At 72.5% G+C, this 14,753-nt stretch carries 14 protein-coding genes; 11 read left to right on the top strand and 3 right to left on the bottom strand.

All coding sequences use genetic code 11. The features are described from left to right. Window positions 1–41: 41 nt before the first annotated feature. Complete coding sequence (locus tag H7A69_RS08895) at window positions 42–977, bottom strand: proteasome assembly chaperone family protein (RefSeq protein WP_069710871.1); 936 nt, start codon at window positions 975–977, stop codon at window positions 42–44. Between the two features lie 146 nt (window positions 978–1,123). Between H7A69_RS08895 and H7A69_RS08890 the strand changes: the two genes are divergently transcribed. The 9 genes from H7A69_RS08890 to H7A69_RS08850 all read left to right on the top strand — a co-directional run bounded on the left by H7A69_RS08890 (window position 1,124) and on the right by H7A69_RS08850 (window position 11,537). Then, window positions 1,124–1,834 carry an HAD family hydrolase gene (locus tag H7A69_RS08890; protein WP_223246483.1) on the top strand — a complete coding sequence of 237 codons (711 nt, stop codon included), beginning with the start codon at window positions 1,124–1,126 and terminating at the stop codon, window positions 1,832–1,834. Next, window positions 1,831–2,949 carry a tRNA (adenine-N1)-methyltransferase gene (locus H7A69_RS08885; protein WP_259346151.1) on the top strand — a complete coding sequence of 373 codons (1,119 nt, stop codon included), beginning with the start codon at window positions 1,831–1,833 and terminating at the stop codon, window positions 2,947–2,949. Before H7A69_RS08890 ends, H7A69_RS08885 begins: the two co-directional genes overlap by 4 nt. A 40-nt stretch (window positions 2,950–2,989) precedes the next feature. Further along, complete coding sequence (locus tag H7A69_RS08880) at window positions 2,990–3,913, top strand: FKBP-type peptidyl-prolyl cis-trans isomerase (RefSeq protein ID WP_182046707.1); 924 nt, start codon at window positions 2,990–2,992, stop codon at window positions 3,911–3,913. 73 nt (window positions 3,914–3,986) lie between these two features. Next, window positions 3,987–5,063: a helix-turn-helix transcriptional regulator gene (locus H7A69_RS08875; protein ID WP_182046706.1), complete on the top strand. Its 1,077-nt coding sequence runs from the start codon at window positions 3,987–3,989 to the stop codon at window positions 5,061–5,063. Continuing rightward, window positions 5,056–6,027 (top strand): helix-turn-helix transcriptional regulator, encoded by a 972-nt coding sequence (locus tag H7A69_RS08870; protein WP_182046705.1) that lies wholly within the window; start codon window positions 5,056–5,058, stop codon window positions 6,025–6,027. The genes H7A69_RS08875 and H7A69_RS08870 overlap by 8 nt, the downstream gene beginning before the upstream one ends. A 245-nt stretch (window positions 6,028–6,272) precedes the next feature. Beyond that, window positions 6,273–7,028, top strand: a complete 756-nt coding sequence (tatC, locus tag H7A69_RS08865; protein WP_182046712.1) for a twin-arginine translocase subunit TatC — start codon at window positions 6,273–6,275, stop codon at window positions 7,026–7,028. Continuing rightward, window positions 7,025–9,466, top strand: coding sequence for a DEAD/DEAH box helicase (locus H7A69_RS08860; protein WP_182046704.1), 2,442 nt, complete (start codon window positions 7,025–7,027; stop codon window positions 9,464–9,466). The genes tatC and H7A69_RS08860 overlap by 4 nt, the downstream gene beginning before the upstream one ends. Window positions 9,467–9,477: 11 nt before the next feature. Then, on the top strand, window positions 9,478–11,082 hold the full coding sequence (lnt, locus tag H7A69_RS08855) for an apolipoprotein N-acyltransferase (protein WP_259346150.1): 1,605 nt from the start codon (window positions 9,478–9,480) through the stop codon (window positions 11,080–11,082). Between the two features lie 104 nt (window positions 11,083–11,186). Beyond that, complete coding sequence (locus tag H7A69_RS08850) at window positions 11,187–11,537, top strand: RNA polymerase-binding protein RbpA (RefSeq protein ID WP_069710875.1); 351 nt, start codon at window positions 11,187–11,189, stop codon at window positions 11,535–11,537. Window positions 11,538–11,614: 77 nt separating this feature from the next. Here H7A69_RS08850 and H7A69_RS08845 read toward each other — a convergent pair whose 3' ends face one another. Next, window positions 11,615–12,772 (bottom strand): SPFH domain-containing protein, encoded by a 1,158-nt coding sequence (locus tag H7A69_RS08845; RefSeq protein WP_182046703.1) that lies wholly within the window; start codon window positions 12,770–12,772, stop codon window positions 11,615–11,617. Beyond that, a complete protein-coding gene (locus tag H7A69_RS08840; protein WP_259346149.1) occupies window positions 12,769–13,239 on the bottom strand; it encodes an NfeD family protein in 471 nt (156 codons plus the stop codon). Before H7A69_RS08840 ends, H7A69_RS08845 begins: the two co-directional genes overlap by 4 nt. A 206-nt stretch (window positions 13,240–13,445) precedes the next feature. Between H7A69_RS08840 and H7A69_RS08835 the strand changes: the two genes are divergently transcribed. Continuing rightward, on the top strand, window positions 13,446–14,207 hold the full coding sequence (locus H7A69_RS08835) for an SDR family oxidoreductase (RefSeq protein ID WP_182046702.1): 762 nt from the start codon (window positions 13,446–13,448) through the stop codon (window positions 14,205–14,207). Window positions 14,208–14,217: 10 nt separating this feature from the next. Next, window positions 14,218–14,673 (top strand): NUDIX hydrolase, encoded by a 456-nt coding sequence (locus tag H7A69_RS08830; RefSeq protein WP_182046701.1) that lies wholly within the window; start codon window positions 14,218–14,220, stop codon window positions 14,671–14,673. Window positions 14,674–14,753: the final 80 nt, after the last annotated feature.

Below are 14,753 nucleotides of genomic sequence, written 5' to 3'. Positions count from 1 at the left end.
GCCAGCCGGCACCGCGCCTCCCGTCCGTCCCGTGGTCGGGACTACTGCTGCGGCGGCTGCGGGGGCCGCCACGGGCCCTCGCCACCGGCGGTGCCGCCGTCCTTGCCGTCCTTGCGCTCACGACGGCGGAGGTACTGCTCGAACTCCTGGGCGATCGCGTCGCCGGAGGCCTCGGGGGAGTCGACCGTGTCGCGCGCCTGCTCGAGCTGCCCGATGTAGCTCGCCATGTCCTCGTCGTCGGCGGCGAGGGCGTCGATGCCCTCCTCCCACTCGGTCGCCTCGTCGAGCAGGGTGCCGCGCGGCACCGTGACGTCGGCGAGTTCCTCGAGCTTGTCGAGCAGCGACAGGGTGGCCTTCGGCGACGGCGAGTTGTGCACGTAGTGCGGCACCGAGGCCCAGAGCGACAGCGTGGTCAGCCCGGCGGTGTCCATCGCGTCGGACAGCACGCCGAGGATGCCGGTCGGTCCCTCGTACGTCGACCGGTCGACGTCGAACGCCGAGCGGACCCCGGCGTTCTCGCTGGACACGAAGACCGAGATCGGCCGGGTGTGCGGCACGTCGGCGAGCATCGCGCCGACGAACACGACCGCGTCGATCGAGTGGACGTCCGCGAGGTCGACCACCTCGGCGCAGAAGCCGCGCCAGGTGCGCGACGGCTCCGGGCCGACGAGCACGAACACGTCGCGCTCGGACTCCGAGCCGGTGGCGCCGATCACCGGGCGGCCCTCGGCGCCGGGGCCGTAGAGCACGATGCGGGGCCACTGGATGCCGCGGGAGCCGTCCTCGGCCGTCCCGACGTTCGGCCGGTTGAACTGGTAGTCGACGTACCGCTCGCCGTCGATCTCGCGCAGCTCGTCGAGCTCCAGCGCGTCGACGATGCGGCGCGCGAGGCCGCTGGCCGCGTCGCCGGCGTCGTTCCAGCCCTCGAACGCGACGACGAGCAGGCGGCCGTCGCTGAAGGGGGAGTGCTGTGGCACGGAGGGGCCTCCTGGTGGTGGAGCGGGGCGCACGCGACGCCGCGCGCGGCCGGACAGGGTCGATCACCCAGGATAGGCCTCGGGTCGGCGTCGGCACCGCCCCGTCCGCCCGGAGCGGAACGCGCGCCCCGGTAGACTCGTCGCCCGTGACCGCCCAGCACCCCGAACGCGTCCTCCCCGCAGCCGTGCTGTGGGACATGGACGGCACGATCATCGACACCGAGCCGATCTGGCAGCAGTCCCAGGTCGAGCTGACCGCTCGCCACGGCGCCGTGTGGACCCACGAGGACGGCCTGTCGCTGGTGGGCAGCGGCCTCGAGCGCTCGGGCGAGATCCTGCGCGACCGCGGTGTCGACATGGAGGTCGAGGAGATCGTCCAGTGGATGACCGACTACGTGATGGAGCGCCTGCAGGCGGCCGAGCTGCCGTGGCGGCCCGGTGCCCGCGAACTGCTCGAGGAGCTGCACGACCGCGGCATCCCGACGGCCCTCGTCACGATGTCGCGGCGGAAGATGGCCCTCGTCGCCGCCGACGCGCTCGGTGCCAGCGGCTTCCGCGTGGTCGTCGCCGGTGACGACGTCGACCGCCCGAAGCCGCACCCGGACGCCTACCTGTCCGCCGCCGCGCAGCTCGGCGTCGACCCCACCGCCTGCGTCGCCATCGAGGACTCCGCGACCGGCGTCGCCTCGGCCGTCGCGTCCGGCGCGGTCACCGTCGCGGTCGAGCACATCGTGCCGCTGTCCGAGATCGCGGGCGGCGACGTCCACCTGACGACCCTGGCCGACGTCGACGTCGACCGCCTGGTCGAGCTGACCACCCCGGCCCTCGCGGCCCGTACCGAGACGGCGAACCGATGACCGACGCACAGTCCCCGACCGGCACCGACGGCACGGACGGCACCGCCGCGCTGCCGCTCACCGCGGGCGGTGCCCCGCACACCCCGTCCCGCGGGCCGTTCCGGGCCGGCGACCGTGTGCAGCTCACCGGTCCGAAGGGCAAGCTCACGACGCTGTCCCTGGAGACCGCGGGGGAGTACCACACCCACCGCGGCGTGCTCCGGCACGACGACGTCATCGGGCAGCCCGACGGTTCGGTGATCCGCGCGAGCACGGGCGACGAGTACCTCGCGCTCCGGCCGCTCCTCAACGACTACGTCATGTCGATGCCCCGCGGTGCGGCCATCGTCTACCCGAAGGACGCCGCCCAGATCGTCGCGTTCGCCGACGTCTTCCCCGGCGCCCGTGTCGTCGAGGCCGGCGTCGGGTCGGGCGCGCTCTCGCTCTTCCTGCTTCGCGCCATCGGCCCCACCGGCCGGCTGCAGTCCTTCGAGCGCCGCGAGGAGTTCGCCGCGATCGCCCGCGGCAACGTCGGCACCTTCCTCGGCGCCGTGCCGGACAACTGGTCGGTGACCGTCGGCGACCTCGTCGAGGAGCTCCCCGGCGCGACCGAGCCCCAGAGCGTCGACCGCGTGGTCCTCGACATGCTCGCCCCGTGGGAGTGCGTCGACGCCGCTGCCGACGCCCTCGTGCCCGGCGGCCTGATCGTCTGCTACGTCGCCACCGTGACGCAGCTCTCCCGCACGGCCGAGGCGCTCCGCGACACCGGCCGCTTCACCGACCCGCAGTCGAGCGAGACGCTCGTGCGGACCTGGCACGTCGAGGGGCTCGCGGTCCGTCCGGACCACCGCATGGTCGGGCACACCGGTTTCCTGGTCACCGCACGTCGACTGGCGGACGGTGTCGTCCTGCCGAACCTGAAGCGTCGCGCAGGCAAGGCGGAGTTCTCCGACGAGGACGTCGAGGCGTGGACGCCCGGCGCCGTGGGCGAGCGGTCGGCGAGCGACAAGAAGCTCCGCAAGGTCGCCCGCCAGGCCGCGGCGCAGGCGCGACGCGTCGCCGCTGCCGAGGCCGGGTCCGCGGCCGACCCCGAGGCCGGCTCCGGGCCGGACGACGCCCCCGACGGCGACCGCTAGGCTACGCATGCCCGTCCTGCACCGAACGGAAAGAGGGTCCGTGCGCACCATCCCCGCACTCCTGGTCACCATCGGCCTCGTCGCGTCGCTGACCGCGTGCGCGTCCAGCGGTGCCGGCTCGACGCCGTCCGCCTGCGCGGCCCCCGGTGCCGCCTCGGAAGCCGTCACGGCGACCGGCGCGTTCGGGAAGGAGCCGAAGGTCACGGTCCCGTCCGGGCTCACCACGAAGGGCACGCAGGTCTCGGTCCTGCGCTCGGGCGACGGCCGGGAGATCGAGGACGGCACCCCCGCCCTCATCGAGTACACCCTCGTCGACGGCGCCACGGGCCAGGTCGCGCAGACCAGCGGCTACTCCGGCCAGACCGCCCCGATCACCGCGGGCGCCGAGAACTACGGGCCGCTCGGCACCGCGCTCGAGTGCGCGCACGTGGGCGACCGGCTCGCCGTGGCGCTCCCGAAGAGCGCGCTCAGCGGTGGCGCGTCCGCCAGCGCTCCGTCGGGCAAGGAGGAGGACGCGGTCGTCGCGATCGTCGACGTCCGTCGCGCCTTCGACGCCCGCGCGACCGGCACGCCGCAGCTCGCCGGTGACGGCATGCCCGCCGTCGTCCTCGCGCCGTCCGGTGCCCCCGGCATCACCATCCCGTCCTGGAGTGCGCCGAAGGACGACGCACTCCACCTGCTCCGCAAGGGGTCGGGGGCGAAGCTCACCGCGAATGACACCGCGGTCGTCAAGTACACGGCCGTCTCCTGGGCCGGCAGCACCGGCGACTCGTCGGTCGTCGGGTCGAGCTGGACCGACGGCTCGGGCGCACAGACCATCCCGCTGGCGAAGGGCCAGGTCATCGACGGCGTCCGCGACGCCCTCCTCGGCCACCGCGTCGGCGACCAGGTCCTGGCGATCGTGCACCAGCAGGGCCAGGCCACCGCGTACGTCATCGACGTGCTCGGGAAGATGCCGGCCTGAGGCCTGTCGGACCGTCCACCGACCGCGGCGCGGGTGCACTCCGGTGCATCCGCGCTGCCGTAGGATCGGGCTCGTGCCAGCGACCCGAGCCCCCCGCGTGCCCGCCGAGGAGCGGCTCTTCAGCCTCGTGCTCGCGCTGCTCTCGACGGAGTCGGGGCTGACCAAGGCGGAGATCCTGGCCAACGTCCAGGGCTACCGCCAGCGCTGGACCGCCGGTGGCGACAACGCCTCGCTGGAGCGGCAGTTCGAGCGCGACAAGGACGACGTCCGCGAGCTCGGCATCCCGCTCGAGACGATCGAGACCCCGGGCGCCGCCGGCAACAACCAGACGCTGCGCTACCGGATCCCGAAGGGCGAGTACGACCTGCCGCTCGACGTCCGCTTCACGCCGGACGAGTCCGCCCTGCTGTCCCTCGCCGCGATGGCCTGGCGCGAGGGCGCGCTGTCCACGGACTCCCGCCGCGCACTGCTCAAGGTGCGCTCGGCCGGCGCCGACGAGGGCGACGCGACGACCGCGGCGCACCCCACCGACATCGCCGCCTACGCGCCGCGGCTCCGGGCGCGCGACGCCGCGTTCGAGCCGCTGCGCTCGGCGCTCGACCGTGCCGCGGCGGTGCGCTTCGACTACATCACCCCGGGTGAGCACGAGCCGCGTCGCCGGGAGCTCGCCCCGCTGGCCCTCGTGCAGCACGGCGGTCGCTGGATGCTCGCGGCGCACGAGTTCGCCACCGGCGGCACGAAGAACTACCTGCTGTCCCGGATCGTCGGACCGGTCTCGGCGTACGAGGCCGGCCGGCACCCGGCGCCAGCGGGCGCGGGGGAGCGTGCGCTGGCCGAGCTCGACCGGGTCTGGTCCGAGCGCTCCGCGCGGATCGCCGTCGTCCCGGGCTCGGACGCCGAACGACGGCTGCAGCGGCGTCGCGGCACCGAGGTCGACTCCGACGGGGTCCTCGTCCTGCACCACGTCGACCCGCAGATCCTCGCCGAGGAGCTCGCGGCGTTCGGGCCGGAGGTCCGCGTGCTCGAGCCGGCCGCCCTGCGCGACCGGGTCGTCGCCCGGCTGCGCGGGCTCGTCGCCGACCACGCGGACCACACCGGCGACGACACCGCCGCGGCGGGCACCGAGCGGACCGGAGGCGCACGTGGCTGACCAGCAACCCCTGCAGGCGCAGGACAAGCTCGCCTTCCTGCTCGTGCTGGTGCCGTACCTCATCGACCACGAGCGCGTCTCGGTCGCCGAGGCGGCCCGGCACTTCGGCGTGCCGGAGCAGCGGATCCGTCGCGCGGTGGAACTCATCGCGGTGTCCGGCGTACCCGGCGAGACGATGCAGTACCAGCACGGCGACCTCTTCGACATCGCCTGGGACGACTTCGAGCAGAACGACATGATCGTGCTGACGAACCTGGTGGCGATCGACGACTCCCCGCGGCTCTCCGCGCGCGAGGCCTCGGCGCTCATCGCCGGCCTGCAGTACCTGTCCGCCCTGCCGGAGGCCGCCGACCGCGACGCGATCCGGGCGCTGATGGCGAAGCTCTCCCGCGGCGCCGGCGGTGCCGCGTCGAACGTGGCCGTCGGCCAGGACCTCCACGACGCCGCGCTCACCACGATCCGCAGCGCCGTCGCGGGCGGCCGCGGGCTGGCGTTCGAGTACGTCGGCCCCCGCACGCAGGGCGGGACCCGACGGGTCGACCCGCTGCGCGTCGAGTCGATCGACACCGACTGGTACCTGCGTGCGTGGGACCTGGACCGGCAGGCACTCCGGACGTTCCGACTCGACCGCATGTCGAACGTGCGCGTGGACGAGCGGGCCGCCGAGAAGACGATCGACGACGTCGTGCTCCCGGACACCCTGTTCCAGCAGTCCGGCGGTGACGTCATCGTCACGGTCGAGCTCGACTGCTCGTCGCTGCCGCTCGTGGCCGACTACCTCGCCGACACGGCCGACGCCGAGGACGCCGACGGCCGCGTGCGCATCCGCCTCGCCGCGTCGAACGGCTTCGACGGGGTGGTGCGCCTGGTCGCGGGCCTGCCCGGTCGAGCCGTCGTCATCGACCCGCCGGCCGCACGCGCCGCGGTGCGGGCCTTCGCCGAGGCGGCTCTCGCCGCCGAGTGAGGCGGCTCCCGCCACCGGGTCCAGCGCCCTCCGCGTCGCCGTCCGCGTCGCTGCGGGTGACCCGACGGCGGACGGGAGGCGCGGGTCGGGCTCGCCCCGCGCCTCCAGTCCGGACACGGGCTGTGCGTCCGTCCACCGCGGTGAGTCTGTCGGTGCCGGTCCCGTAAGATCGGTCCATGGCTTCGACGACCGCGAGCGGGCGAGCGGAGCGGCCCGGTCGTCCGAAGAAGGACACCGAGGGCCGCATGTCGCTCGGGCAGCACCTCATCGAGCTGCGCAACCGCCTGTTCAAGGCCGTCCTCGCGGTCGTCGTGTGCGCGATCGGCGGTTGGTTCCTCACGCCGTTCGTCCTCGACGCACTGCGGGCGCCGGTCACGCAGCTGGCCGAGGTCGGCGGGCACACCGCCGAGCTGAACTTCCCGATGATCACCGGGGCGTTCGACCTGCGCCTGCAGATCGCCATCACCATCGGTGTCGTCATCGCGAGCCCGGTCTGGCTGTACCAGGTCTGGGCCTTCATCGTGCCGGCGCTCGTCCGCCGCGAGAAGCAGTACGTCTTCGGATTCCTCGGCACCGCGATCCCGCTGTTCTTCGCCGGCTGCTGGTTCGGCTGGTACGTCCTGCCGCACATCGTCGGGATCCTCGGCAGCTTCGTGTCCAGCCAGGACACCTCGATCGTCGACGCGAAGGCGTACTACGACTTCGTCATCAAGCTCATCGTCGCGGTCGGGATCGCGTTCGTCCTGCCGGTGTTCCTCGTGCTGCTGAACTTCGTCGGCGTGCTCTCGGCGAGCTCGATCATCAAGAGCTGGCGGGTGGCGATCCTGTGCATCCTGGTGTTCTGCGCGATCGTGACCCCGTCGGCGGACGTCATCTCGATGTTCCTGCTGGCGGTGCCGATGACGGTGCTCTACGTCGCCGCGTGCATCATCACGTGGTTCCACGACCGCCGGCTCGCGAAGAAGCAGGCGAAGCTCGACGAGGAGTACGGGATCTCATGACGACCGGCCTCAGCCCCGCGGAGCGGTTCCAGGCGGCGAAGGTCCGCAACCGCTCGCGCAACCTCGAGCTCTTCCGGACCGACCTGCGCTTCGACCTCGACCCGTTCCAGATCGCCGCGTGCGACGCGCTCGACCAGGGCCGCAGCGTCCTGGTCGCCGCCCCGACCGGTGCCGGCAAGACGATCGTCGCCGAGTTCGCGATCTGGCTCGCGATGCGCCAGCCCACGGCGAAGGTGTTCTACACGACGCCGATGAAGGCGCTGAGCAACCAGAAGTACGCCGAGCTCGTCGCCGAGTACGGCGAGTCCGAGGTGGGCCTGCTGACCGGGGACACGAACGTCAACCCGCGCGCCCGCGTCGTCGTGATGACCACCGAGGTGCTCCGCAACATGATCTACGCGGACTCCGAGCTGCTCGACGACCTGGCGTGGGTCGTGCTCGACGAGGTGCACTACCTGGCCGACCGGTTCCGCGGGGCCGTGTGGGAAGAGGTCATCCTGCACCTGCCGACCGAGGTCCGGCTCGTGTCGCTCAGCGCGACCGTGTCGAACGCCGAGGAGTTCGGCGACTGGCTGCAGACCGTCCGCGGCGACACCGACGTCATCGTGTCCGAGGACCGTCCGGTGCCGCTCGAGCAGCACGTGCTCGTCGGCACCAAGATGGTCGACCTGTTCGACTCCAGCGGGGCGGCGGCGACGAACCGCGTCAACCCGGAGCTCCTGCGGCTCGTGGGCGGCGGTGCCCGGAGCGAGCGGAACGGCGGTGGACACCGCGGCCGTCGTGGTCGCGGCGGCTACCCGGAGCGCCGGGGTCCGCGCACCGAGAAGATGTACCGCGAGCAGATCGCGAAGGTGCTCGACGAGCGCATGCTGCTGCCCGCGATCTTCTTCGTGTTCAGCCGCAACGGCTGCGACCAGGGCGTCCGCCAGGTGCTCCGCTCCGGCATCTCGCTGACCACGGCCGACGAGCGCAACGAGATCCGCGAGACCGCCGAGTACCACTGCCGCACGCTGCTCGACGAGGACCTCGCCGTGCTCGGCTACTGGGAGTGGCTCGAGGGTCTCGAGCGCGGGGTCGCCGCCCACCACGCCGGACTCCTGCCGGCGTTCAAGGAGGTCGTCGAGGACCTCTTCCGCCGCAAGCTCCTCAAGGTCGTCTTCGCCACCGAGACCCTGGCGCTCGGCGTCAACATGCCGGCGCGCACCGTCGTGCTCGAGAAGCTCGAGAAGTTCAACGGCGAGGCCCGGGTGCCGATCACGCCGGGGGAGTACACGCAGCTCACGGGTCGCGCCGGTCGCCGCGGGATCGACGTCGAGGGGCACTCGGTCATCCAGTGGTCCGACGGGCTCGACCCGCAGGCCGTCGCCTCGCTCGCGAGCCGCCGCACCTACCCGCTCAACTCGTCGTTCAAGCCGACGTACAACATGGCCGTGAACCTCATCGAGCAGTTCGGCCGCCAGCGCACGCGCGAGGTCCTCGAGACGTCGTTCGCGCAGTTCCAGGCGGACCGCTCCGTCGTCGACCTGGCGCGGAAGGTCCGTTCGCAGCAGGAGTCGCTCGACGGGTACCAGCGGGCGATGGAGTGCCACCTCGGCGACTTCACCGAGTACGCCGCCCTCCGTCGCCGCCTGTCCGACCTCGAGCGCACGAACGTGCCCGGCGGTCGCGAGGCCTCGCACGGCGCCCGCCAGGAGCGCCAGGCCGCGATCACGGACGTCCGTCGGCAGATGCAGCGGCACCCGTGCCACGCCTGCCCCGACCGGGAGGCGCACGCCCGCTGGGCCGAGCGCTGGTACAAGCTCAAGCGCGGGCACGACAAGCTCGTGCAGCAGATCCGGTCGCGCACCGGTGCGGTCGCGACGACGTTCGACCGCGTCACCGACGTGCTCCTGCAGCTCGGGTACCTCGTCGTCACCGGCGACGACGAGGCGACGGTCGCCGCGGGCGGTCGGCGCCTGCAGCGCATCTACGGGGAGCGCGACCTGCTCGTCGCGGAGTGCCTCGAGGCCGGTGTCTGGAAGGACCTCACCCCCGCGCAGCTCGCCGCGATGGCCGCCACGATCGTCTACCAGCCCCGCCGCGAGGACGCGCCCGGCACCGAGCACGCCCTGCCGCGCGGGGCGTTCCGGCCGGCCCTCGACGAGACCCTGACGATCTGGGCCCGCCTCGACGACATCGAACGCGACGCCCGGCTCGCGGGGTCGCAGCCGCCGACCCCGGCCATGTCGGTGGGCATGTTCCGCTGGGCGTCCGGCTCGGCGCTCGACGACGTCCTGCGCACGCTCGACATGCCCGCCGGCGACTTCGTCCGCTGGTCGAAGCAGGTCATCGACCTGCTCGACCAGGTCCGGAACGCCGGCGACGACGACCTCGCCCAGACCGCCCGACGAGCGACGGACGCGGTCCGCCGCGGCATCGTCGCCTACGCGACGGTCTGACGGGAGGAACAGTGGCGGTCCTCGAGGCGGCGGTGCGCCCGCAGGTCGGTCGGCCGGACCCGGTGCGGGCCGCCGAGTTCGCGGCACTGCCACTGCGGACCGCCTTTCCACTCGCCGTCGTCGGCGGACTGCTGTTCGCGCTCGCCTTCCCGTCTCCGGGCTGGTGGTTCCTCGCCTACCCGGCCACGGCGTGCATGCTCCTCGCGTCGATGGGCCAGAGCGCCCGACGGGCCGCCTGGCTCGGCTACGTCGCCGGTGCGGCCTTCTGGCTGCCGGCGATCTCATGGGCGGGCCGGTACCTCGGGCCGGTCCCGTGGCTCGCGCTCGCACTCGTCGAGGCCGCGTACTTCGCCCTCGGCAGCGTGGCGATCGCCCTCGCGTACCGCTGGGTCGCCCGCGTGCTGCCCGCGACCGCCTGGCGGGTGTGGGGCCTCCCGGCCGTCGTCGCCGGACTCTGGACCGGACGCGAGTGGTTCTCCGGGAGCTGGCCGTACGAGGGGTTCGCCTGGGGACGCGTCGGTCTGTCCCAGTCGCAGGGCCCGTTCACACACCTCGCCGCGTACGTCGGCGTGCTCGGCGTGAGCTTCCTCGTGGTCTACTGCGTCGCCGTCGTGGTCTCGCTGGCGATCGTCGTCCCGCACGCGCCCGGCACGGTGCTCCGGGCGCCGGTCCGCGTCGCGACCGCCGGCCTGCTCGTCGCCGTGGTCCTCGCGGTGCCCGCGTGGCCGACCCGCATCGACGGCAGCATCCGCGTCGAGGCGGTGCAGGGCAACGGTCCGGCCGGGTACTTCGACCGCGCGCAGCCGGGCGAGGTGCTCAGCGCGCAGGTCGCAGCGACCGACGTCGGGGCGGAGGGCGTGGACCTCGTGGTGTGGCCCGAGGCCGCCGCCGAGGCCGATCCCCGACGGTTCCCGGCGGTCGCCGGCGCGCTCGACTCGGTCGTCGACACGATCGGCGCGCCGCTCGTCGCCGGTGCGATCACGCAGACCCCGTCCGGCGTCCTGCACAACACGTCGTTCGTCTGGACCCGCGACGGGTGGCAGTCGTCCTACGACAAGAAGCGCCCCGTGCCGTTCGGCGAGTACGTGCCCGACCGGTGGTTCTTCTCGAAGCTCGCACCGTCGCTCATCGGGCTGCTGCAGCGCGACTACACGCCGGGGACGAAGCCGAACGTGCTCGACGTCGCGGGCATCCGCGCCGGGATCGCGGTCTGCTTCGACATCGTCGACGACGGGCTCACCGCGGACATGGCGCGCGGGGGAGCGCAGGTCATCCTCGCGCAGACGAACAACGCCGACTTCTCGGGCACCGACGAGAACCTGCAGCAGCTCGAGATCGCGAGGCTGCGGGCCGTCGAGACCAGTCGGTCGCTCGTCAACATCTCCACGGTCGGCGCGTCACAGGTGATCGACCCGACGGGGCGAACCATCGACCGCATCCCGGAGTACACGGCGACGTCGATGATCACGGACGTGCCGCTCGGCACCGGGACCACCCCGGCCACGGTCGTCTCCGGGTCCGTGACCCTCCTCGTCTCGCTCGGCTCGCTCCTGGTGCTGCTGGCCTGCGCACCGTGGACCCGCCGGTCACGCCGCTCGGCGCGCCGCACTTCCTGAACGGCGCCACCTCCCACTGGGAACGCTCTGTGAATGCGCCCAACCGGGATTCCCGGCGCGTGGGAGGGTGTTGAGGAGGGCAGACGAGCGAGAGGAGCACACACATGGCTGATCGGAGTCTCCGCGGGATGCGGCTCGGGAGCCAGAGTCTCCAGAGCGAGGAGGGCGTCGAGCTCTCCGACCGCAAGCGCGCGGTGTACCAGACCGACTCGGGGGAGACGTTCGACATCGTCTTCTCGGCCGAGGCGGACGTGCCGCAGACCTGGTCCGAGCCCCGGACCGGGCGCGAAGGACGGCTGCTGGGCGACGACGGGATCCCCGTCGAGGTCGCTGCCGAGGACGTCAAGGCGCCGAGGACCCACTGGGACATGCTGCTCGAGCGGCGGTCGCGGGAGGAACTCGAGGAACTGCTGCAGGAACGGCTCCAGTTCCTCCGCGCACGACGCGGCGCCTAGGACACACGCACACGAACGACGACGCCCGCCCCGGATCCGGGGCGGGCGTCGTCGTGTTCCTGCGATCTCGGGGGGGACTACCCGCGACGGTCCTCGTCGCCGAGCGCCGTCTGCGATGCCTCGTCGGCTGCGGCGAGGTGCTCGTCCACGCTCCGGTTCGACTCGGCGAGCCGCTCGTCGAGCGCGGCGTCCGGCACGATGTCCGCGGCGGTCGCCTCCGACCGCGGGTTCGTCGCCGCGGCACCGTCCACGGTCGTGGTGTTCGCGAGGCTCTCGTTCGCGAGCTTCGAGATCCGCGACAGGAAGTCCGTCCCGCCGTCAGCGCCGGCGACCGGGCCGCTGCCGGAGCGTCCGCCGGTGAAGCCCCGCGCGATGCCGGTCAGCGCCTCGGTGAACTCGCTCGGGATCATCCAGAGCTTGTTCGCGCTGCCCTCGGCGATCTTCGGCAGGGTCTGCAGGTACTGGTACGAGAGCAGCTTGTCGTCCGGGTCGCCGGTGTGGATGGCGTCGAAGACGGTGGCGATCGCCTGCGCCTCGCCCTCGGCGCGGAGCACCTGGGCCTTCGCGTCACCCTCGGCCGCGAGGATCGCCGCCTGCCGCTGTCCCTCGGCCTCGAGGATCTGGGACTGCTTCGTGCCCTCCGCCTGCAGGATCGCGGCACGACGGCTGCGCTCGGCTCGGAGCTGCTGCTCCATGGCGTCCTGGATCGACACGGGCGGCTCGATGGCCTTGAGCTCGACACGGCCGACGCGGATGCCCCACTTGCCGGTCGCCTCGTCGAGGACGACACGGAGCTGCCCGTTGATGTTGTCGCGGCTGGTCAGCGCCTCCTCGAGGTTCAGACCACCGACGACGTTGCGGAGCGTGGTCGTCGTGAGCTGCTCGACCGCACCGAGGTAGTTCGCGATCTCGTACGTCGCGGCGCGGGCATCCGTGACCTGGAAGTACACGACGGTGTCGATCGACACCACCAGGTTGTCCTCGGTGATCACCGGCTGCGGCGGGAACGAGACGACCTGCTCGCGCATGTCGAGGAGCGGGCGGAGGCGGTCGATGAACGGTACCAGCAGGTTCAACCCCGGGTTGAGGGTCTTGTGGTACTTGCCGAGTCGTTCGACGATGCCGGCCGTCGCCTGCGGCACGATGCGGATCGCGCGCGACAGGACGACGATCACGAAGATCACGACGACGAGGACGAGGACGAGCAGAGCGATCGTCCCGGCTGAGATGGTCACGAGGTGGCCCTTTCTCCGAGGCGGACGACCGCGGTCGACCCCTCGATCGACTCGACGACCACGGGGGTCCCGAGCGGCGGTGTGCGGACGGGGGAGTCGGCGGTGAGCCGGGCGCTCCAGGTCTCACCGTTCGCGAGACGGACCTGGCCGGGGGAGGACGGGGTGAAGGCCACCGCCACGGTGCCCGGCAGGCCGATGAGCCCGTCGACGTTGGTGCGGTGCGGATCGGCGCTCCGGCCGAGTGCGGCGAGGACCCGCGGTCGGACCACCGAGAGCAGCAGCAGGGCGACCCCGGCGGCGACGATGGTCGAGAGCCACCAGGGCGCTCCGAGCAGGGCCGCGATCAGGCCGCCGGCCGCACCGGCCGCGAGCATGATGAAGATGAAGTCGAGGGTGAAGACCTCGACCACCCCGAGCAGCAGCGTCAGTCCGACCCAGACGACGGTCTGGATCCAGTCGGTGTTCACGCGATCTCCCTCCCTCGCATCGCGCGCTCCGGCGTGCAGCGTCGCGACGGCCGGTCTTCCTGCCCCCAACCTACCGTCCCCCGCCGACGCCGGGCGGGGATGCACCGGCACGGCGCGGGAGCGGTGCGCGCCCGACACCGCCCGGTGTCGACCGGTTGGTAGGCTCGTCCGCGGCCGACCGGCCGGACCCCGACCAGGAGAACACTGTGACGAACCCCCTCGCCCCCGGATCCCTCACCGACAAGCGCGCCCTCGTCACCGGATCGTCGCGCGGCATCGGCGCCGACACGGTCGGCTACCTGGCCGAGGCCGGCGCGAAGGTCGTCGTCAACTACCGGAACAAGGCCCGTCGCGCCGAGCAGATCGCCGAGAAGGTCGTCGCCGACGGCGGTGCCGCCCTGGCGATCGGTGCCGACCTGACCGACCACGACTCCGTGCAGGCCATGGTCGACGCGGTCGTCGCCGAGTGGGGTGGCATCGACCTGCTCGTGCTCAACGCCTCGGGCGGCATGGAGTCCGGCGTCGGCGAGGACTACGCCCTGCGGCTCAACCGCGACGCGCAGGTCGACATGCTGCAGACCGCCGTCCCGCACATGCCCGTCGGATCGCGCGTCGTCTTCGTGACGAGCCACCAGGCCCACTTCGTCGAGACCGCCGAGACGATGGACGAGTACGTCCCGGTGGCCAGGAGCAAGCGTGCGGGGGAGCTGGCCCTGCGCGAGCTGGTGCCGCAGCTCGAGGCCGCCGGCATCGAGTTCGTCGTCGTCTCCGGCGACATGATCGAGGGCACGATCACGGCGACGCTCCTGAACCGCCTGAACCCGGGTGCGATCGAGGGGCGTCGACAGGAGGTCGGCAAGCTCTACAGCGTGTCCGAGTTCGCCGCCGAGATCGCCCTCGCCGCCGTCGAGCCGATCCCGGCCGACCACACGAAGCTCGTCGGCGACGTCAGCGGCTTCACGCAGTAACGTCGACCGGGTGACCGCGCAGCCAGGCCTCCGCCGCTCCTCCCGGATCATCCTGCTCGACCCCGACGACCGTGTGTTCCTCATGGACACACGGTCGCCGTCGTCCGACGGCTCGCACCGCTGGATCACCCCCGGCGGCGGGGTCGACCCGGGGGAGTCGCACCGCGACGCCGCGGTGCGGGAGCTGCGCGAGGAGACCGGCATCGTGATCGACGACCCGGGGGAGTCGGTCTGGTCGTGGGACTTCACCGTCGCGTGGGACCTCGCCGACCACGACCGCGGCCACAGCGAGTTCTACGTCGTCCGCACCCCCGGCTTCACGCTCTCCGACGCCGGGTGGACCGAGGACGAGCGGGTCGACATCCTGGCGTCCCGCTGGTGGACGGCCGACGAGCTCGAAGCCACCGATCAGCCCTTCGAGCCGGTGGAGCTCCCCGGGCTCGTGCGTCGGCACAGCCGCGCCTGACCGCTCGACGACCGGCGGCGCGCCCAGCGAACCTGAACAGGACTCGCGGGAAGCGCATACCTTGTGCTCAGACGGCCGCA

It is taken from the genome of Curtobacterium sp. ME26 (genome assembly GCF_903970945.1).
GTDB classification, from domain to species: domain Bacteria; phylum Actinomycetota; class Actinomycetes; order Actinomycetales; family Microbacteriaceae; genus Curtobacterium; species Curtobacterium citri.
Note: the sequence above shows the minus strand (reverse complement) of the source record. Positions and strands in the feature narration are given on the sequence as shown.